Source organism: Bradyrhizobium sp. CCBAU 11430 (assembly GCF_028128855.1).
GTDB lineage: Bacteria > Pseudomonadota > Alphaproteobacteria > Rhizobiales > Xanthobacteraceae > Bradyrhizobium > Bradyrhizobium ottawaense.
Map to the genome: position 1 here is coordinate 26,317 of NZ_LBJV01000069.1, position 17,141 is coordinate 43,457.

The following is a 17,141-nucleotide window of genomic DNA, read 5'->3' on the forward strand; positions in this document are numbered from 1 at the left end:
TCTCAAAACGGCTTTGCAATCATCAGCCAGAGGATCAGCATCGTCGCGCCGAAGCCGGGGAAGCCGAACGCGAACCAGCGGCGAAACAGGACGAAGTATCGTTGTGGCAGCGCCTTGTGCTGCTCCGCGGCCTTTCGCGCGAGATCGCGCATCTCGATCTGCATCAAGACGACAGGGATCCAGAACAGGCCGGCGACGGCATACAACACGAGCGAGGCGAGCAGCCAGCGCTCGGTGATCGACGTCGCCGAGAGCATCATCAGCAAGCCGCCCGTGATCGGCTGGAGGAGCACGGCCGACAGTGTGAAGATTGCGTCCGCGATGACGACGACCGAAGCGGTGCGCGCGATGAACTCCGCATCGTCGGTGCGATGCGCCATCAGCATGAAGAAGGCGATGCCGGTTCCGGTGCCGAGGATGACGATGGCGCCGAGCACATGGAGAAATTTGACCAGGAAATACAGCGTCATGGCTTCTTGGTCGCGGTTGGCCTGCCCTTATTCAGCGCACCCACGAGCTCCCCGCTCGCGGCTTTGACGCCGGCCTCACTTTCGATCATCCAGTGCCCCTCGCTGCCGGCGGCCGGCAAGGTGTGGAAGTCGACTTTGCCGCCGCTGCCGCGAAATGCGTCGGCCAGGCCCTTTGAAAACGCCGGCGAAAAATAGCTGTCATTGGTTACAACGAGCCATGTGACAGGAATGCGCGCGCCCTTGCCGAACTCTGCAGCGGCGGCAAGAAGCGTGTGTGGCGCGCAGATCCGGTTCGGCTCATCATTGGCATGGCCGCCGCGCCCTGGCGCAAATACTGTGATCGCGGCGATCGCCTTCGGATCGGCATCGGCCAGCGCCAGCGCACCCCAGCCGCCGGCGGAATGGCCGATCACGATGGCGGCCTCCTTGCGGATAAAATCCTGCTTTCGCAAGAACTCCAGCGCGAGCCGGATTTCCTCGGCCGTTGCACGGCCCGAACGCGCATAGTCCGCCTCGTCACATCCGCCCTGGTCCTCGACATAGCGGCCGCCGGTCGCGCCATGGCCCAGCCGCTCCGGCACCAGCACGGCAAAACCGCGCCCGACGAGATAGGCGGCGAGCGGACGATATTCCGGCTGCGCCATTTGCGCTCGACGCAAGCCATTCTGCGTCGAGGCGTGTGCGACGACCGCCAGCCGGAACGGACCTGCCCCGGCAGGGCGAAACAGCAGGGCACGCGCAGCAATGTCGGTATCCGGCGACGGCACCCGCCACTCTTGTCGGCGAAACGGTTCGCCCTCCTCGCCCGATGGGCCAAACGTGACCTGAGCGCACAGAGGCGGCGCAGTCAGCAAGGCCAGCAGAGTCAGAAGCGCGAAGATGTTGAGAAGCCGCATGAATGGCCGAGGGCGAGCACGAACAGCGACAGCCACACTAGTAGGAACGAATCACTATGGGCGGACTTTCTGCGTGGCCCTCGCCCTTCATTCGTTGCCGCAGAGGGAGTTTTGCACCGACACACGGCACGCCGGTGCCATTCGAGTCGGCGTCCTGTCTTTTTTCGGTACAACATGGTTCAGATACTGATGCACAAAGTCCACACGTTAACCGATAATTAACGATAGGTCTTGCCGCCGGCGCGGCGACTTGGTTTGATTGCGCCCATGAGCACAACCCTGATCGAGGTCCGGCCGGCCAAAGCTGCAGATGCAACTGCGGTGGCGTCTACTCATGACGAAGCCTGGCGCTCCGCCTATCAGGGCATCATTCCCGGCGCCGAGCTGGAAAAGCTCATCAACCGCCGCGGCCCGCAATGGTGGGACAGCGCGATCCGCAAGGGCAGCCGCGTCAGCGTGCTGGTGTTCGGCGACAAGATCGCGGGCTACGCCAATTACGGCCGCAACCGCGCCCGCAGCCTGCATTTCGACGGCGAGATCTACGAGCTGTACCTGCGCCCCGAATTCCAGGGCCTCGGCTTCGGCCGCCGCCTGTTCGCCTCCGCCCGCCGCGACCTGATGCAGAGCGGGCTGAAGAGCATGGTGGTCTGGGCGCTCTCGGACAACGACCCGGCGACCGAGTTCTACCGGGCGCTGGGGGGCCGTATGGTGGCCCGCTCCTCGGAGCGGTTCGGGCCGAAGTCGCTCGACAAGGTTGCCTTCGCTTGGACCAATTGAGCTGCTGAAAGCTCAGCGGCAGCGTTTCCCTTCCGTCGATACCGTTGCCTTTGAGCCGGTGATTTCCGGATTCATTATTTCACAAAAACGCGATGGATCAGCGGGCCAAGCCCGCGTATGACAGCGCCAAATCGCTGCCGGGCGCGATTTATCCTCGGCAATAACGGAGCCTTGAATGCGTATCGATGCGATCTCGATCGGGAAGAACGTACCTCACGAAGTCAACGTCCTCATCGAAGTCCCCGTGGGCGGCGAACCGATCAAATACGAGATGGACAAGGAGGCCGGCACGCTGGTGGTCGACCGCTTCCTCTACACGCCGATGCGTTACCCCGGTAACTACGGCTTCATCCCGCACACCTTGTCGGATGACGGCGACCCCTGCGACGTCCTGATCATCAACACCCGCGCTATCATTCCCGGCGCGGTCATGAGCGTGCGCCCGGTCGGCGTGCTGTTCATGGAAGACGAAGCCGGCGGCGACGAGAAGATTCTGGCGGTGCCGTCGTCGAAGCTGACGCAGCGCTACGACAAGGTGAAGTCGTACTCCGACCTGCCCGACATCACGCTGCAGCAGATCCAGCACTTCTTCGAGCACTACAAGGATCTCGAGAAGGGCAAATGGGTCAAGATCCTGCGCTGGGGCGGTCCGGAGGACGCGCACAAGCTGATCCTCGAAGGCATGGATCGCGAGAAGAAGAAGAAGAAGGGCTGAGCTTTGGTGTCCCGGACGCGATGCGGCATGTCCCGGCGATGCGTAGCATCGTCCGGTGTGACGCGTCGCAGGGCCGGGACCCATGCTGCCGCTAGGCCCCGGCTCTGCAGCGCATCGTTTCACGCTGCGCTGCGTCCGGGGCACGAGAGTTTGGCTACACCGCCGGCTTCGGTAGCTCGGCGATCGCACAGGCCGCGCGCAGCGTGTTGACCAGCAGGCACGCCACCGTCATCTGACCGACGCCGCCCGGCACCGGCGTAATCGCGCCAGCAACACCAAGCGCTTCCTGATAGGCGACGTCGCCGACGAGGCGCGTCTTGCCGTTTTCTTTGGGTATGCGGTTGATGCCAACGTCGATCACGGTCGCACCCGGCTTGAGCCAGTCGCCGCGCACCATCTCAGGTCTTCCGACCGCGGCATAGACGAGATCGGCCTGCTTCACGAGGCCGGGCAGGTCGCGCGAGCGCGAATGCGCGATCGTCACCGTGGCGTTCTCGTTCAGCAGCAATTGCACCAGCGGGCGGCCGACCAGATTGGAGCGGCCGATGACGATGGCGTTCATGCCTTCCAGCGAGGCGTGCACGCTCTTGGTCAGGATGATGCAGCCGAGCGGCGTGCAGGGCGACAGCGCTTCGAAACCACCGGCGAGCCGGCCGGCATTGTTCGGATGCAGCCCGTCGACGTCCTTGGCAGGGTCGATGGCGTTGACGACCGCTTCGGTGTTCAGCCCCTTCGGCAGCGGCAGTTGCACCAGAATGCCGTGCACGGCCGGATCGCGGTTGAGCTTTGCGACCAGCGCCAGAAGCTCCGCCTGCGAGACGTCGGCCGGCAGCTTGTGCTCGAACGAGGCCATGCCAGCGGCCTGGGTCTGGGTGTGCTTGGAGCGGACATAAACCTCGCTGGCGGGGTCGCTGCCGACCAGCACGACCGCCAGTCCCGGCACCAGATTGTGCTCGCGCCTGACGCGGGCGACCTCGTCGGCGACGCGGGCCCGAAGTTCCGCGGCGATGACTTTTCCATCGATAATCTTGGCGGTCATGTCAGTTCCCTCAGTCTTTCGATTGGGCCGAGACGAGCTGGCGCAGGGCTTCGCCGAGCCGTGCCGGATCGCCGTCGACCGCGATCTGCTTCAGCCGCGAGGTAGCTCCGGACAGGAGCTTTACGCCGGCCTTGGGGACGCCCAGCGATTTCGCCAGCAGGACCAAAACGGCCTTGTTGGCCTCGCCGCCATCGGCGATGGCGCGCACCCGCACCTTGAGCACGCTGCGGCCGTCGGCCAGCTGCTCGATTCCGTCGATGCCGTCGCGACCGCCGCGCGGCGTCACCCGCAGCGCGATGCTGATTCCTGCGGCCGAGTAACGCCAGGGTTCCTTACAAACTTTCGTTCGCAACCAAGGGCTCCAGCCCGCTCAGATCACGTTCGGGTAGATGTAGTACAGGATCACCCGCTCGATGAACATGATGAGCAGGATCAGGATGATCGGCGAGATGTCGAGACCGCCGAGACTGGGTAGGAAGTTGCGAATCGGCGCCAGCACCGGCTCGGTGATCCGGTACAGGAACTCGGCCACCGCCGACACGAACTGGTTGCGCGTGTTCACGACGTTGAAGGCGATCAGCCAGGACAGGATCGCGGAGGCGATCAGCAGCCAGACGTAGAGGTCGAGCACGATGATGACGATGTCGAGAACGGCACGCATGGCTTTTGAAGCCTCTGGCTTTTGAAAACGTTGGCTGCGGTCGGGATTGACGCCTTTTGCTAGATATCGGTTCCCCCCCGCCCAAACAAGGGAAGTCCGCGCCCCGAATGGCTAAAACCGGGTGACACCCGTCCTTGACTTGACCTTGGCGGGGACTTAAATGGCGCCCGGTTGTCGGTCGCGTTTACCAGAGCGGCCAACAAAGGGGCCATAGCTCAGCTGGGAGAGCGCGTCGTTCGCAATGACGAGGTCGGCGGTTCGATCCCGCCTGGCTCCACCAGCCTTCGCTCGCTTCGCGAGCTACGGTTAGGCAAGCCTTGGGAAGTCTCTCGCAGCGAAGTGAGCGAAGGCTGCCTCGCCGAAGCCCGCAGGGCGAAGGCGGGCTCCCTCCGAAATCCCCCTACCTCCCCGTAAACCTCGGCGGCCGCTTCTCCATGAAGCTCGCCACGCCTTCCCGGAAATCGCTGCCGGCGAGCGCCACCATCATCTCCCGGTTGGCTTCGATCGTTGCCTCCGCCAGCGTCTGGAACGGCACCTCGTAGAGCTGGCGCTTGATCACGGCCATCGCGCTCGGCGAGACGAAATCGGCGAGATCGCGCGCATAGGCATAGGTCTCCTCGCGGAGCTTGTCAGGCGGGCAGAGCCGGTTCACCAGGCCGATCCGCAACGCCTCGTCGCTCGGCACGCGCCTCGCCGAGAGCAGCAGATCCATCGCGTTGGCGTGACCGACGATGCGCGGCAGCATCCAGCTGATGCCGTGCTCGGCAATCAGGCCGCGCCGCGCGAAGGCCGTCGTGAACACCGTGTTGTCGGCGGCAAAGCGCAGGTCGCAATAGAGCGCGTGCACCAGCCCAATGCCGGCCGTGGCGCCGTTGAGCATGGCGATCACAGGCTTCTTGATCGACGGATAGAACCCGTAGCGCGTCTGCCAGTCCGGACGCCGGTTCATGTCGAACGGCGGCAGGTTCGACGCGCGCCGGACGTCATCGGGGTCGAGCCCCTTCAGCGCATCCATGTCGGCGCCGGCGCAGAAGGCGCGGCCCGCGCCGGTCAGCACGATGACGCGGACATCGTCATCGGCGTTTGACGCTTCCATCGCATGGCGCACGTCGCGCTCCATGGTCGGCGTCCACGCATTCATGCGATCGGGACGGTTGAGCGTGATGGTCGCGATCTTGTCGCTCACCTCATAGAGAATGTGCTCGTAGGCCATGACGCTCTCCCTTTGCTTTCCGGCGCGTTCGCGCGCTCGTTGGCGGTGAGCCTAGCATATCCAGGAAAGAGGCAGAGACTTGCGCCAAGGACCTGCGCCAAGAACCTGCGAGAACCTGCGCGAGCACGCGATTACTCGGCGGCTTGCGCCAGCACCGGCCGGCGCGTCAGCCAGCCGTCGATGAAATGGTCGAGCCAGGCACGCTCTGCGACATCGTATACGGCACGATCGGCGAAATGATGATGTCGCTGCCGCGCACCGGGCGCACTGAAGCCGTCATAGCCGCGCGTGGTCCAGCGATGCATCATCGCGTAGGTCACGTCAGGATGAAACTGCACGCCGAAGGCATTGCCGGCGCGGAACGCCTGCACCGGAAAATCGTCGCCTTCTGCGAGCAGCTCGGCGCCGACAGGCAGCTCGAATCCCTCGCGATGCCAGTGATAGACCTGGGCCGGCCAGGCCGGGCAGAGCGCGTGGCCCGCGGCTGTGGGCCGGATCGGGTAGTAGCCGATCTGGGTCAGCGCATCGGCATGCGGCGCGACGCGGGCGCCGAGCTGCATCGCCAGCATCTGGGCACCAAGGCAGATGCCGAGGAACGGCCGCTGCTCGCGGAGCGGAATTTCGATCCAGTCGATCTCGCGGCGAATATAGTCGTCGGAATCATTGGCGCTCATCGGACCGCCAAAGACCACGGCGCCGGCATGCTGATCGAGCGTCTCGGGCAGGGGATCGCCGAAGCGGGGACGGCGGATGTCGAGACGATGGCCAAGCGCACGCAGCGCATTGCCGACACGGCCCGGCGTCGAGGATTCCTGGTGCAGGATGATCAGAACCGGCAATTGGGTTTCGGAGGCGACGGCGCCTGGCGTCCTCCTCGGGAAGGGCACCACCTCTGCGCTACCAAACCTGTCCGTCCGTAACGACATGGCCTTTGCGAATGCTATCGGTTCAGACCGCCAGCATAACTAAGCGATCGTTAATTTCGTGTGAGTTCGCGCACACAACGAAACCGAAGCAAGCTCCGGGCCAATACGGGAGCTTCGAGATCTAATGCCTCTGCCTCTGGAATCGGCTGGTGGCGGCCAGGATGAAGCCCCGCGGGAAGAAGCGCAGGGCAAATGGCACAATCTTGATGCCCAGACCAGGCAGCACTGCCCGTTTGTTGGCCATCAAGCCACGATAGGCCTCCTGCGCGACAGCGGCGGCTGAAACATTGAGAAGGGCCGTATCATGTCCGGAGCCGACGCCGGCGCGCGCCTGGAATTCGGTGGGCACGGGACCCGGGCAAAGCACGGTGACCCGAACGCCGCGCGGCGCGAGCTCGGCCCGCAGCGCTTCGGTGAAGGAAATCACGTAGGCCTTGGACGCGTAATAGACGGCCATGCCGGGGCCGGGCAGGAAGCCCGCGACCGAGCCGACATTGAGAAGACCGCCCTTGTTCCTGATGAGTTGATCGGCGAAGCGCAGCGACAAATCGGTCAGAGCCCGCACGTTGACATCGACAATCCCGATCTGCTCGTCGCGATCGCGCTCGATGGCGTCGCCGAACACGCCGAAACCAGCATTGTTGACGAGGTGGTCGAGCTCGACGCCTTCAGCGGCCAGCGCCGCCGCGATCGTCTCGCCGGCGTCCAGGTCCTGGAGATCGCAGGCGATCATGATCGGCTTCTTGCCGCCTTTGGCGGCGAGCTCGTTCGCGAGCGCCTCCAATCGATCCGCGCGCCGCGCCGTCAATGCGAGGCGATGTCCATTGGCGGCAAACACGCGCGCCAGCTCCGCACCTATGCCCGCCGAAGCACCGGTGATCAACGTTACCCGCTCAGCCACGATCGAAGTCTCTTGAATTGAAGTTTTTGGCCCCGCAATGACGGAACGAGAGCATAAGCCGTGCGCGACAGGCAAGCGGCGTCGGCCGCATGGCCGCCTGAGCGGGCGTCAAGAGGAGCAGGAAAGCCGGGTTTTTACGGACGAATCCGGAGCCGGACGGCCGGCAGCTACATTAAAGTTTCGTCATGTGATCCGCACAACCGGCCATCCGCCGGTTTGCGCGGATCAGCCGCCGACGGCGCTGTCCGTCACCTGACCACCGGCGCGCTCGGCCACCGTATGCTTCAGGTCGATCCGGTCGCGCTGGGAAATCCCGAGCAGGTCGGAGGCGCGCCAGACGACGTTGTCTTCGAATTCGGAGACCTGGCCGTCGGCATAGACCAGCTCCCACATCATCCGGACGATGCGCTTGCGACCCTCCTCGTCGAGCGAGCGCATGATGACGCTGGTGAAGTGATAGAGGTCCACCGCCTCGCCCTCGACCTGGGTGGCGTCCGCAATCAGACGATCCGCAGTGCCGCGATCGAGCTTAAAATGGCTTTCGATCAGGCTGTGCAGCTTGCGCTGCTCGGCCGCGCTCGGCTGGCCGTCGAGCGAGATTACGTGGACCAGCAGCGCGGTGGCCGCCAACCGATAATCGCTGTCGCCGAACGTGCGGTTCTGGTCATTGGGGGCGACAATGTCGGCGATGAATTGGCGCAGGCCGTCGAGCATAAGATCCTACCGAAATCGATACAGCCGCGAGGCGCGGCCGTTACCAGCATTATATGAGCAGGAAACTCAACCGGCGCAACGTGCGTCAGTTCCGCGCGCTGCATTACGTTTCGGCAATCTGTTCACGGTCATTCCGTGTGCGCGCAGAGCACGAACTCTCGAGATTCCGGGTTCGATGCTGCGCATCGCCCCGGAATGACCGCCTGAGGCTCACGGGATCTCGTACACCACCATCTTGTCGGCGATGCCGCGCAGCGCCGCCTGTTTCTGGATCGGCTTGATCGCGCGCTGCTCCAGCACCTCTGCAACCGCGGGCGCATCGAGCACCGGGCCGGTGATGTGGATCTCCTGCGCGGTCGACAGGCTCTGCACGCGGGCGGCGATGTTGACCGTTTGGCCAAAATAATCCTGCCGCTCGTTGAGCATCACCGCGAGGCAGGGACCTTCATGGATGCCGATCTTGACGATGAGATCATCAGTGCCGCGCCGCTTGTTGAGCTGGTCCATCGCCGCACGCATCCGCAGGCCCGCGACGATGGCATGCTCGGGGCGGACGAAGGTCGCCATCACGGCATCGCCGATCGTCTTCACCACCGCGCCCTTCTCGGAGGAGATGATCTCGAGCAGCGCATGGAAATGCGCGCGCACCAGATCGAAGGCGGCGAGGTCGCCGACGCGCTCGTAGAGCGCCGTCGAGCCCTTCAGATCGGTGAACAGGAAGGTCAGCGACGTGATCTGGAGCCGCTGGTCGAGACTGAGATTGTCCGCCTTGAACACATCCCGAAAGGTCTGGTTCGACAGCATCCGCTTGGCGGTGAGGAACGGCTTGCGCTTGCCGATTAGATGATGGAGCGCCTCGGCCGCGATGAACACCGACGGCAGCACGCGCACGCCGGCCTGGTTCTCCAGCGATAGCCGCAGCGGACCCGGCCGCATGGTCGTGGTCCCCGTCGGGGCCTGCACCTTGTTGTACATGATGGCGAGCTGCTGGCGATCCCTGGTCGGCTCGCCCTGGACGTCGATGAAATGGGCGGCGTGCGTGACCGGTTCGAAGATGATGACGAAGTCACCAGGCAGCTGCAGCGACATGGTCGCCTTCTCGCCGGCCGGCAACTCCATCGTATCCAGCGTCACCTCGTTCGCCAGCGTCGCGAATGAGTCCTTGTTGAAGTCGACGCCGGAGCTCCAGAACACCTGCTTGAAATACTCCCACACCGGCAGCGTGTCGGGGTCGTGCGCCGCGATGCGCCGCACGCGCGGATTCACGGTGAAGGACACCTCGACCTGATCGTCGACGGAGGCCTTGTAGCCGCAAGCGCAGAGCGCGCAGTGATAGTCGTCGGGCTTGAGCGCCTTCAACGTGGTGTGCGCGCCGAGCACGCCGCCGCAGCCCGGACACAGCACGTTCCAGCCGAGATCGAACAACCCGAGCCGCGCCGCGTGCAGGAAGGCCGAGATCGCGTGCTCTTCGTCGACGGCATGTTGCGAGGCGAAATCGAGGACATTGACGCGGTTGAGCTCGTGATCTTCGCCGTCCTCGATCAGACGCGCAATCGCATCGACCACCTTCGTGTCAGCGGTCTGCTTCAGAACGGAGAACTGGGCCTGGATGTCGCTCATGGCGGGACTCTGCTGGTTGAATCACGCCATCGGCCAGGCAATCGCCTGTCACCGACGGGTGATACGGAACATAGGTGAGTGGTCCGGCTGGGTCGTGACGACGCCGAGCGGGATCACGGGATTCGCCTGATCGGCGAGCTCGACACGGAACGCGCCGATCAGCCGAGCCAGCGCCAGCACGGATTCGGCTTGCGCAAACGGCGCGCCAATGCAGACGCGCGGACCTGCGCCGAACGGCAGATAGGCGAAGCGATCGGGCGCCTCCGTCGACATGAAGCGCTTTGGAATGAACGCGTTCGGCTGATCCCACAGCTTCTCGTGACGGTGCAGAAGCCAGGGCGCGATCATGATGATGTCGCCCTTGCTGATCTCGACGCCTGCCGCATTGTCCTTTTCGCGTGCGGCGCGCGCGACCAGGAAGGCGGGAGGATAGAGCCGCATGGTCTCGTCGATCACCGCGCGGGTGAATTTCTGGCGATCGATGTCGGCCATGCTGTCGAGATGCTCGCCGCTTGTCTCGGACGCCACCTCCTCCTGCGTCTCCGGATCGAGCGCGAGCAGATAGAGCGCCCAGAACAACGCCGTTGCGGTGGTCTCGTGACCCGCCAGGATCATGGTCGCGACCTCGTCGACGAGCTGCTCGTCGGAAAAGCCCTTGCCGGTTTCCGGATCGCGCGCCGCGTCCATGAGATCGAACAGATCGCGCGGCGGCGCGCCGTCCTTCTTGCCGGCAGCGCGCCGCTCGGCGATCAGCATCGCGACGAACTCGGTCCAGCGCTTGCGGAAACGGGCGCGGGCAAAATCCATCGGGCTCGGCCACGACACCGGCAGCAGCATGTCGAGGAAGTAGGGCCGTCCCAGCCGGGACGCATACTCCATAATGAAATTGCGCAGGGTCGCGCCATGCCGGTCCATGCCGAACGAGAACATCGTGCGCCCCGCGATCTCCAGCGTCATGCGCTGCATGATTTCGCGCAGATCGACCGGCGCGCCCGTCTGCGTATCGAGCTTCGCGATGGTCTCGTCGAGCACCGCCGTCATGTGCGGCACGAGGTTGGCGGTGGCGCGCGGCGTGAAGGCCGGCGCGAGCGTCCGGCGCTGGAACGTCCAGGAGTGTCCTTCCGCGATCAGAAGCCCGTCGCCGAGCACCGGGCGCAGCATGCGGATGCCCGCCGGCGTGCGCGTATAGTTCTCGTAATTGTTGAGCAGGACGTGCCGGATCGCATCCGGCTGATTCAGGATGAAGCTGTTGCGAAGGAAGAAGCGGCCCTTGATGACCTCTTCCTCGTAAGCAGGCTGCCCCCACGTCGCGATCATGTTGCGCCGGATCACGGCAAGCCGGCCGAAGAACGACATGTCGTCGGGCGCACGCGGGGGAGCCGGGGGGATGATGGGCCTACGCACGCTGGCGATATTCATGGCTCTCTCCCGAGAGATGTGACGCAGGCAAAATAGCTAATAAGTCAGCTCGGCGACCGCAATCCTGTTCTCCTGGGCCGGCCAGGCGCGCGCCACAATTCGTTCTTCGCCGAACTCGGCCACGATGTTACGCCCAACCTCGCTGGCGGGAAGCCGCAGGGTTGCTGCCGCATCCGTGGGCACGCCCGGCTTGACGTCGGCCGGCTCCTTGCCGTCGAACAGCACCACGTCCCGCGGCAGGCCGAAATAGCCCCTCGGCCGCGACATGATCACGACAGCTCCTGCGTCCTTGTCGGCCGGCCCCAGCGGGCGCGCGGCGCGCAAATGCACGACGTCGGATGAGCGTGGGAACGGCGAGCGGTAGATATGCGTCGTCGGCATCTCGGGCGATGCCAGGACGAATTCGAGCGACCAGGCGGGATCGACCTGCGCTGGCCCCCAGCGGCCGTCGGCGCCGGTCTTCGCGCTGTGCAGCGCACCGCCCTTGCGCTCTCCGGTTTCAGGGTCGACGCGGAAGACATCGACGGTTGCGCCCGCCACCGGGCGATTGGTCGGCACGCCGCCGGGCGTCCCCGTGATGAGGCCGCTGAGCCGAACGCTTGGCTCCGGGACGATCGCAATTCGCGCGGGCTCGCGTCCCGCGATGAATTTGTAGATCTCGCGGAAGGCGCGCGGATGGAACGCCACTTCGCGATGATCGAGTGCGCCGAGCACGAGATTGGTGGCGCCCTTCAGCTCCGGCCCTTCATTGGTGACGCCGGTCGGCGTGCCCGGCTTGCCGATAAAGCGACCGTCGGCCTGGGCGTATTTGTCCATGCCGTCGCTGCGCAAGGTGAGGAAGGCGACACCCGGCGTCACCTCGCTCTCGCCCTCGTTCAGGCCGCGCAGGAATACGCCACGGCCGTTGAACTCGTTGTTGGGCTGGTCGTCGGTCGCGAACACGCCGTGATTGGGTGTGCCGCACAGGACGGCATGGCTGACATCGCTGGCGCCGCCGTTCTTGATGACATTGCGGATCGCATAGCCGCCGCGCGAGCTGCCGACCAGCGCCACGCGCGAGGCGCCCGTGCGGCGCTTCAACTCGGCAATGGCAGCGGCGAGCTCGCGGCGCTGGTCCTCGGTCGAGGAACGGTTCGCCTGCTCGACCGTGTCGTCGCTGCGCGCATTGGGATCGGTGAAGTTGATCGCCATCATGCGATCGCGCGCGATGCCGTTGGACTCCATCCGCCACAAGGTCGTCATCCAGAGCGCGTCGTAGTCGCCATTGCCGTGGACGAACAGGATCGGCGGCACCTCGGTGCCAGGCGCCGCGGCGGGCGCGGTCTGGGCCCATGCGCCCGTCCGCAAGCTCGCAACTGCGAAAGGCAAGCTGCCTGCCCCCTGCAGGATCGTCCGTCGCGACAGCTTCATATGTTCCTCCCGGCAACCCAACTCTTTGCACCGCTTATAGCGGCCTAACCACTGGACAGCGAAGGACTTTCGCAGGCATCACTGAATTTGCCGGAATCGCCCAAGATCACTCCAAGACCATTCTGCCAGCACGTTTGGAAGGGGATATGACCGAGCAGACGAACCGCCAGAGAATCGCCGCCGACGGCATCACCGCGCCTCTGCGGTACACCGTGTTCCGGCGCATCTGGCTCGCCAGCCTGCTCTCCAATCTCGGCCTCCTGATCCAGGGCGTGGGTGCAGCCTGGGCGATGACGCAGATGGCGGCCTCGGCGGACAAGGTGGCGCTGGTGCAGACCGCCTTGATGCTGCCGATCATGCTGATCTCGATGCCGGCCGGCGCCATCGCCGACATGTATGACCGCCGCATCGTCACCCTGGTCTCGTTGATGATTGCACTCACCGGCGCAACCGCGCTGACGGTGCTGGCCGGGTTCAATCTCATCAGCCCGGAGACGCTGCTCGCCTTCTGCTTCGTGGTGGGCAGCGGCAACGCGCTGTTCGGCCCGGCGTGGCAGTCTTCGGTCAACGAACAGGTGCCGCCCGATGCGCTGCCTTCGGCCGTCGCGCTGAACGGCATCAGCTACAACATCGCCCGCAGTTTTGGGCCCGCAGTCGGTGGCGTCATCGTCGCGGCGCTCGGCGCGGTAGCGGCGTTTGCCTGCAACGCGATCCTCTATCTGCCGCTGCTGGTGGTGCTGCTGCTGTGGCGGCGCAACACCGAGCCCTCGCGCCTGCCGCGGGAAAAGCTCAACCGCGCCATGGTCTCCGGCTTCCGCTACATCACCAATTCGCCGCCGATCAAGATCGTGCTGTTGCGCACGCTGGTGATGGGCCTGATCGGCGGCGCCATCATGGCGCTGATGCCGCTGGTCGCGCGCGACCTCCTGCATGGCGGTGCGCAGACCTACGGCATCATGCTGGGGGCCTTCGGCATGGGCGCCGTGGTCGGCGCGCTCAACATCCACGAATTGCGCAAGCGCATGAGCGGCGAGGCCGCGATCCGCGCCTGCACCATCTCGATGGCGTTCGCGATGGCTGCCCTTGCCCTGAGCACGGAGCCGGTGCTGACGGCAACTGCGCTGGTGCTGGCCGGCGCGGTCTGGATGGCCGCGATCGCGCTGTTCAATATCGGCGTGCAGCTCTCGGCGCCGCGCTGGGTCGCCGGTCGCTCGCTCGCGGCATTCCAGGCCTCGATCTCCGGCGGCATCGCCATCGGCGCTTGGGGCTGGGGCCATCTCACCGACTATGCCGGCGTCGAGGTCGCATTGTTGACCGCCGCCGGCCTGATGCTGATCTCGCCGCTGCTCGGGATCTGGCTGACGATGCCGCGCGTCGGTGCCCGCAACGAGGATGCCGACGTGCTGGCCGATCCCGAGGTGAAACTGTCCCTGACGGGGCGCAGCGGACCTCTGGTGGTCGAGATCGAATACCGCGTGTCACAGGAGAACGCGCGCGCGTTCCACAACGTGATGCAGGACGTGCAGCTCTCACGGCAACGTAACGGCGCCTATGGCTGGTCGATCGCCCGCGACATCGCCGACCCCGAATTGTGGACCGAGCGCTATCATTGCCCGACCTGGTTCGACTATCTGCGCCAGCGCAACCGCTCGACGCAGTCCGAACGCGCGCTGCATCAGCGGGCGATCGATTTCCATATCGGTCCCGAGCCGGTGCGGATCCGCCGCATGCTGGAGCGTCCGTTCGGCTCGGTGCGCTGGAAGGATGAGACGCCAGATCGTGCGAGCGCCGAGGTGCTGCCGGTGGTCGCGACCGCGGCGGGGAGCAGCACGTAGGTTTCTTCGCTCCATCCGGGCCACGGGAATCACTACTGCCCGTGCTCGGTCAGCACCTTGTCGCAGCCTTTGCTCAGCTTGGTGCGGTTCTGCTTGAGGCAGGCGAGCACAGCGCCATCGCCATTGTTCATCACGGCGCGGCAGAAGCGGGTGACATCGCGCGCGCAGGCATCGTGGCCCGGCTGCTGCTGCGCGGATGCGACCGACGCGCCGAGCAGCAAGAGAAGAATGAAAAGAAATCTGGTCATCGCGTAATGCCTCTTACCCGGAAGAATGTGCGGGCGAAGCTAGTGCGACGATCCCTCAGCCGCAACGGCTTTATTGGCGGCCGCATGACGCCGCCGCGTCGCCCCGGCTTGACGCCGGGGCGTATCGCGAGGGGAGCTAACCGACGCAACGAGACGGTGTTGCGTGCTCTTACTGCTTGTCCTGGGCGTCAGCGACCTTGCGCGACGCGCCCTTGGCGAGATCCTTGTCCATCACCGCGCGGCAGCCGACGCTCAGGTCCGAGCGATGCTTCATCATACAGGCCGTGATCTTCGGGATGTTGGGGATTTCCGACGAGCACAGGCGGAAGGCGTCGCCGGTGCACTGCTGCTGCGCCTCGGCCGAGAAGGCGAAGCTCGAGGTCGTCGAGACGAGCGAGACAATGGCGGCAAGGCCGAGCGCCAGGCTGATGTCGCGGAGACTGGCAGAGAAGGACTTGGTGTTAAGAGACTTGGTGTTAGGAGATTTGGTCATTTGAAGCTCCCATTGGCGCCGTCGCAACGGTGCCCGTTGTTGATGGGAGCTACGATGCTCCAGCAAAACAGTTTCCACTGTGATGATGGTCACGGGCCGCACCCCGACTGTGACGTCGGTCACTTTGGCGCACCGCCCTGAAATTCCTCCACAACCGCCGTCGTGTTGGTGTCACGTTAACTGTTACTTCGCATTAATGGCTCGTCGCGCGGGAAATTCCGCCGGTTTGGTTGCGTAATTGGAAAGAATAGCGATGCGTAATGCGTTGGGCCTGATGTTGGCCAGTGTAGTTGCGGCGGTCGTGATCGCCGCCGGCGGTTGGTTTTATTATTCCTCGCGCGCCGATCAGGCCGCTCCCAAGACAATTGCCGCCCGTGCCGCCGATCAATTGCCGGCACCGGCGAAGCTCGCCGCCAGGGATGACGTCGAGACCACCGCAACGATCGCGGCCAAGCCGACGACAGTTGCTCAGGCACCCGCGCCCGCCCCGGCCATGCCGGTTCAGCAGAAATCGACCTGCACCAATCCGAACGCGCTGGGCGTCGCCCGCGTGGTCGAGATCGACACCACCGGCGGCCCCGGCTTCGGCTTCGATCATTTCAAGCAATTCGACTTCCTCACCGACAAGGAAGTCGTGCTGACCTTCGACGACGGTCCCTGGCCGGTGAACACGCCGAATGTGCTGAAGGCGCTGGCGGATGAATGCACCAAGGGCCTGTTCTTCTCGGTCGGCAAGCATGCGACCTATCATCCGGAGATCCTGCGCCAGGTGCTGGCCCAGGGCCATACGGTTGGCACGCATACTTGGTCGCACGTCAATCTGAACGGCAAGAAGATGACGGAGCAGATGGCCAAGGACGAGGTCGAAAAGGGCATCAGCGCGGTGAGGTTCGCGCTGGGTGCCAACCCCGCGCCGTTCTTCCGCTTTCCGCAGCTCCAGCATAATCCGGCGATCGTGGGCTATTTCGGCACCCGCAACGTCGCGATGTTCTCGACCGACGTCGACTCCTTCGACTTCCGCAAGGGCGCGACGCCGGAAAAGATCATCGAGACGGTGATGACCCGGCTCGACAAGCTCGGCAAGGGCATCATCCTGATGCACGATTTCCAGAAGAATACCGGACTGGCCCTGCCGACGCTGCTCGCGCGTTTGAAGGCCGGCGGCTACAAGGTCGTGCAGATGAAGGCCAAGTCGACGCTGCAGACGCTGCCGGAATATGACGAAGCCATCATGAAGGACATGAAGGTGCCGACCGCGAGCACGAACACGCGTCCGATCGGAAGCGTGGTGCAGACGGTGTCGCAGTAAACGCCAGCGATCCGATCCAAAGTCTAGCGTCATGGCCGGGCTTTTTGCCCGGCCATTTGCTTTTGGCGAACGGCTTACCAATAGATGCCGTGGCGGTGCAGCTCGCTGATGATGCGGCGCTCGGTCCAGCGCTTGGACTTCGGCTGGTCCGCCCTTGCCGTTTTCTTGGTGGCGGGCTTGGTTGTCGCGACCGGCGCCGAGGTGGTCGTGGGCGTGGTCACCGCGGGAGCCGCCGGCGTGACCGTGGCGGCCGGCGCAGAGAGCGACACTGCCGGCGGACGATCGGAATATTTCGGCGCCTCCGCGGCTGGCGCGACTTCGCTCACCTGCGCCGTGGCGGCGGTCGGCGTCGTTTGTGGAGCAGGGGCCTGAGCGCCCGCCGCGGACAGTGACAGGCTGCGGGAGCCGTCTGCCTGGGCAGAAGCAGAAGCCAGGACCATGGCGGCAACCAGAATGATCTTGCGCATGTGAAACCTCCCCGTGTTGGCGTACCCG

19 protein-coding genes and 1 tRNA gene are annotated in these 17,141 nt (G+C 64.7%); 5 read left to right on the top strand and 15 right to left on the bottom strand.

Annotated features, from left to right (window positions below; genetic code table 11):
- Nucleotides 1-2 precede the first annotated feature (2 nt).
- Together XI04_RS28495 and XI04_RS28500 are read right to left on the bottom strand one after the other, a co-directional pair.
- Nucleotides 3-470 carry a DUF2269 family protein gene (locus XI04_RS28495; protein ID WP_095424597.1) on the bottom strand — a complete coding sequence of 156 codons (468 nt, stop codon included), beginning with the start codon at nucleotides 468-470 and terminating at the stop codon, nucleotides 3-5.
- The gene (locus XI04_RS28500) at nucleotides 467-1,366 is read right to left on the bottom strand and encodes a dienelactone hydrolase family protein (protein ID WP_271610609.1); all 900 of its coding nucleotides are present in this window, start codon (nucleotides 1,364-1,366) and stop codon (nucleotides 467-469) included. Before XI04_RS28500 ends, XI04_RS28495 begins: the two co-directional genes overlap by 4 nt.
- Nucleotides 1,367-1,633: 267 nt before the next feature.
- Here XI04_RS28500 and XI04_RS28505 point away from each other — a divergent pair, with 267 nt between their 5' ends.
- The gene (locus XI04_RS28505; RefSeq protein ID WP_018318962.1) at nucleotides 1,634-2,143 is read left to right on the top strand and encodes a GNAT family N-acetyltransferase; all 510 of its coding nucleotides are present in this window, start codon (nucleotides 1,634-1,636) and stop codon (nucleotides 2,141-2,143) included.
- 175 nt (nucleotides 2,144-2,318) lie between these two features.
- A complete protein-coding gene (gene ppa / locus XI04_RS28510; protein WP_038972974.1) occupies nucleotides 2,319-2,858 on the top strand; it encodes an inorganic diphosphatase in 540 nt (179 codons plus the stop codon).
- A gap of 154 nt (nucleotides 2,859-3,012) precedes the next feature.
- Here the strand turns inward: ppa and folD are convergent, their stop codons facing one another.
- The 3 genes from folD to XI04_RS28525 are packed head-to-tail and all read right to left on the bottom strand — an operon-like array spanning nucleotide 3,013 to nucleotide 4,558.
- Complete coding sequence (gene folD / locus XI04_RS28515; RefSeq protein WP_028139304.1) at nucleotides 3,013-3,897, bottom strand: bifunctional methylenetetrahydrofolate dehydrogenase/methenyltetrahydrofolate cyclohydrolase FolD; 885 nt, start codon at nucleotides 3,895-3,897, stop codon at nucleotides 3,013-3,015.
- 10 nt (nucleotides 3,898-3,907) lie between these two features.
- On the bottom strand, nucleotides 3,908-4,249 hold the full coding sequence (locus XI04_RS28520) for a DUF167 domain-containing protein (RefSeq protein WP_028139305.1): 342 nt from the start codon (nucleotides 4,247-4,249) through the stop codon (nucleotides 3,908-3,910).
- A gap of 18 nt (nucleotides 4,250-4,267) precedes the next feature.
- Nucleotides 4,268-4,558, bottom strand: coding sequence for a YggT family protein (locus XI04_RS28525; protein ID WP_007598721.1), 291 nt, complete (start codon nucleotides 4,556-4,558; stop codon nucleotides 4,268-4,270).
- Between the two features lie 204 nt (nucleotides 4,559-4,762).
- Here XI04_RS28525 and XI04_RS28530 point away from each other — a divergent pair.
- A tRNA-Ala gene (locus XI04_RS28530) sits at nucleotides 4,763-4,838 on the top strand.
- Between the two features lie 120 nt (nucleotides 4,839-4,958).
- Here the strand turns inward: XI04_RS28530 and XI04_RS28535 are convergent.
- From XI04_RS28535 to XI04_RS28565, 7 genes are all read right to left on the bottom strand, one after another.
- A complete protein-coding gene (locus XI04_RS28535) occupies nucleotides 4,959-5,771 on the bottom strand; it encodes an enoyl-CoA hydratase (protein ID WP_028139306.1) in 813 nt (270 codons plus the stop codon).
- Nucleotides 5,772-5,902: 131 nt separating this feature from the next.
- The gene (locus XI04_RS28540) at nucleotides 5,903-6,697 is read right to left on the bottom strand and encodes a glutamine amidotransferase (RefSeq protein ID WP_028139307.1); all 795 of its coding nucleotides are present in this window, start codon (nucleotides 6,695-6,697) and stop codon (nucleotides 5,903-5,905) included.
- A 121-nt stretch (nucleotides 6,698-6,818) separates the two neighbouring features.
- Nucleotides 6,819-7,598 (bottom strand): SDR family NAD(P)-dependent oxidoreductase, encoded by a 780-nt coding sequence (locus XI04_RS28545; protein WP_212428966.1) that lies wholly within the window; start codon nucleotides 7,596-7,598, stop codon nucleotides 6,819-6,821.
- Nucleotides 7,599-7,823: 225 nt separating this feature from the next.
- Nucleotides 7,824-8,312 carry a tellurite resistance TerB family protein gene (locus tag XI04_RS28550; protein ID WP_018318970.1) on the bottom strand — a complete coding sequence of 163 codons (489 nt, stop codon included), beginning with the start codon at nucleotides 8,310-8,312 and terminating at the stop codon, nucleotides 7,824-7,826.
- Between the two features lie 210 nt (nucleotides 8,313-8,522).
- Complete coding sequence (locus tag XI04_RS28555; RefSeq protein ID WP_028139309.1) at nucleotides 8,523-9,932, bottom strand: adenylate/guanylate cyclase domain-containing protein; 1,410 nt, start codon at nucleotides 9,930-9,932, stop codon at nucleotides 8,523-8,525.
- Between the two features lie 48 nt (nucleotides 9,933-9,980).
- Complete coding sequence (locus tag XI04_RS28560; protein WP_028139310.1) at nucleotides 9,981-11,351, bottom strand: cytochrome P450; 1,371 nt, start codon at nucleotides 11,349-11,351, stop codon at nucleotides 9,981-9,983.
- Nucleotides 11,352-11,387: 36 nt separating this feature from the next.
- A complete protein-coding gene (locus XI04_RS28565; RefSeq protein ID WP_028139311.1) occupies nucleotides 11,388-12,761 on the bottom strand; it encodes a hydrolase in 1,374 nt (457 codons plus the stop codon).
- A 146-nt stretch (nucleotides 12,762-12,907) separates the two neighbouring features.
- Here XI04_RS28565 and XI04_RS28570 point away from each other — a divergent pair, with 146 nt between their 5' ends.
- Complete coding sequence (locus XI04_RS28570) at nucleotides 12,908-14,596, top strand: MFS transporter (protein ID WP_271610608.1); 1,689 nt, start codon at nucleotides 12,908-12,910, stop codon at nucleotides 14,594-14,596.
- Between the two features lie 32 nt (nucleotides 14,597-14,628).
- On the opposite strand, the gene XI04_RS28575 is transcribed toward XI04_RS28570, so the two are convergent.
- A complete protein-coding gene (locus XI04_RS28575) occupies nucleotides 14,629-14,844 on the bottom strand; it encodes a hypothetical protein (RefSeq protein WP_028139313.1) in 216 nt (71 codons plus the stop codon).
- Nucleotides 14,845-15,013: 169 nt separating this feature from the next.
- Nucleotides 15,014-15,337: a hypothetical protein gene (locus XI04_RS28580; protein ID WP_038972981.1), complete on the bottom strand. Its 324-nt coding sequence runs from the start codon at nucleotides 15,335-15,337 to the stop codon at nucleotides 15,014-15,016.
- Nucleotides 15,338-15,590: 253 nt separating this feature from the next.
- Between XI04_RS28580 and XI04_RS28585 the strand changes: the two genes are divergently transcribed.
- Nucleotides 15,591-16,646 carry a polysaccharide deacetylase family protein gene (locus XI04_RS28585; RefSeq protein ID WP_271610607.1) on the top strand — a complete coding sequence of 352 codons (1,056 nt, stop codon included), beginning with the start codon at nucleotides 15,591-15,593 and terminating at the stop codon, nucleotides 16,644-16,646.
- Between the two features lie 74 nt (nucleotides 16,647-16,720).
- On the opposite strand, the gene XI04_RS28590 is transcribed toward XI04_RS28585, so the two are convergent.
- Nucleotides 16,721-17,113, bottom strand: coding sequence for a hypothetical protein (locus XI04_RS28590; RefSeq protein ID WP_038950923.1), 393 nt, complete (start codon nucleotides 17,111-17,113; stop codon nucleotides 16,721-16,723).
- Between the last annotated feature and the right edge of the window lie 28 nt (nucleotides 17,114-17,141).

Bases quoted from the DNA above. Each gene is read 5' to 3' on its own strand.
- XI04_RS28495 (WP_095424597.1), bottom strand. From the start codon at position 470: ATGACGCTGTATTTCCTGGTCAAATTTCTCCATGTGCTCGGCGCCATC.
- XI04_RS28500 (WP_271610609.1), bottom strand. From the start codon at position 1,366: ATGCGGCTTCTCAACATCTTCGCGCTTCTGACTCTGCTGGCCTTGCTG.
- XI04_RS28505 (WP_018318962.1), top strand. From the start codon at position 1,634: ATGAGCACAACCCTGATCGAGGTCCGGCCGGCCAAAGCTGCAGATGCA.
- ppa (WP_038972974.1), top strand. From the start codon at position 2,319: ATGCGTATCGATGCGATCTCGATCGGGAAGAACGTACCTCACGAAGTC.
- folD (WP_028139304.1), bottom strand. From the start codon at position 3,897: ATGACCGCCAAGATTATCGATGGAAAAGTCATCGCCGCGGAACTTCGG.
- XI04_RS28525 (WP_007598721.1), bottom strand. From the start codon at position 4,558: ATGCGTGCCGTTCTCGACATCGTCATCATCGTGCTCGACCTCTACGTC.
- XI04_RS28535 (WP_028139306.1), bottom strand. From the start codon at position 5,771: ATGGCCTACGAGCACATTCTCTATGAGGTGAGCGACAAGATCGCGACC.
- XI04_RS28540 (WP_028139307.1), bottom strand. From the start codon at position 6,697: ATGTCGTTACGGACGGACAGGTTTGGTAGCGCAGAGGTGGTGCCCTTC.
- XI04_RS28550 (WP_018318970.1), bottom strand. From the start codon at position 8,312: ATGCTCGACGGCCTGCGCCAATTCATCGCCGACATTGTCGCCCCCAAT.
- XI04_RS28555 (WP_028139309.1), bottom strand. From the start codon at position 9,932: ATGAGCGACATCCAGGCCCAGTTCTCCGTTCTGAAGCAGACCGCTGAC.
- XI04_RS28560 (WP_028139310.1), bottom strand. From the start codon at position 11,351: ATGAATATCGCCAGCGTGCGTAGGCCCATCATCCCCCCGGCTCCCCCG.
- XI04_RS28565 (WP_028139311.1), bottom strand. From the start codon at position 12,761: ATGAAGCTGTCGCGACGGACGATCCTGCAGGGGGCAGGCAGCTTGCCT.
- XI04_RS28570 (WP_271610608.1), top strand. From the start codon at position 12,908: ATGACCGAGCAGACGAACCGCCAGAGAATCGCCGCCGACGGCATCACC.
- XI04_RS28575 (WP_028139313.1), bottom strand. From the start codon at position 14,844: ATGACCAGATTTCTTTTCATTCTTCTCTTGCTGCTCGGCGCGTCGGTC.
- XI04_RS28580 (WP_038972981.1), bottom strand. From the start codon at position 15,337: ATGACCAAATCTCCTAACACCAAGTCTCTTAACACCAAGTCCTTCTCT.
- XI04_RS28585 (WP_271610607.1), top strand. From the start codon at position 15,591: ATGCGTAATGCGTTGGGCCTGATGTTGGCCAGTGTAGTTGCGGCGGTC.
- XI04_RS28590 (WP_038950923.1), bottom strand. From the start codon at position 17,113: ATGCGCAAGATCATTCTGGTTGCCGCCATGGTCCTGGCTTCTGCTTCT.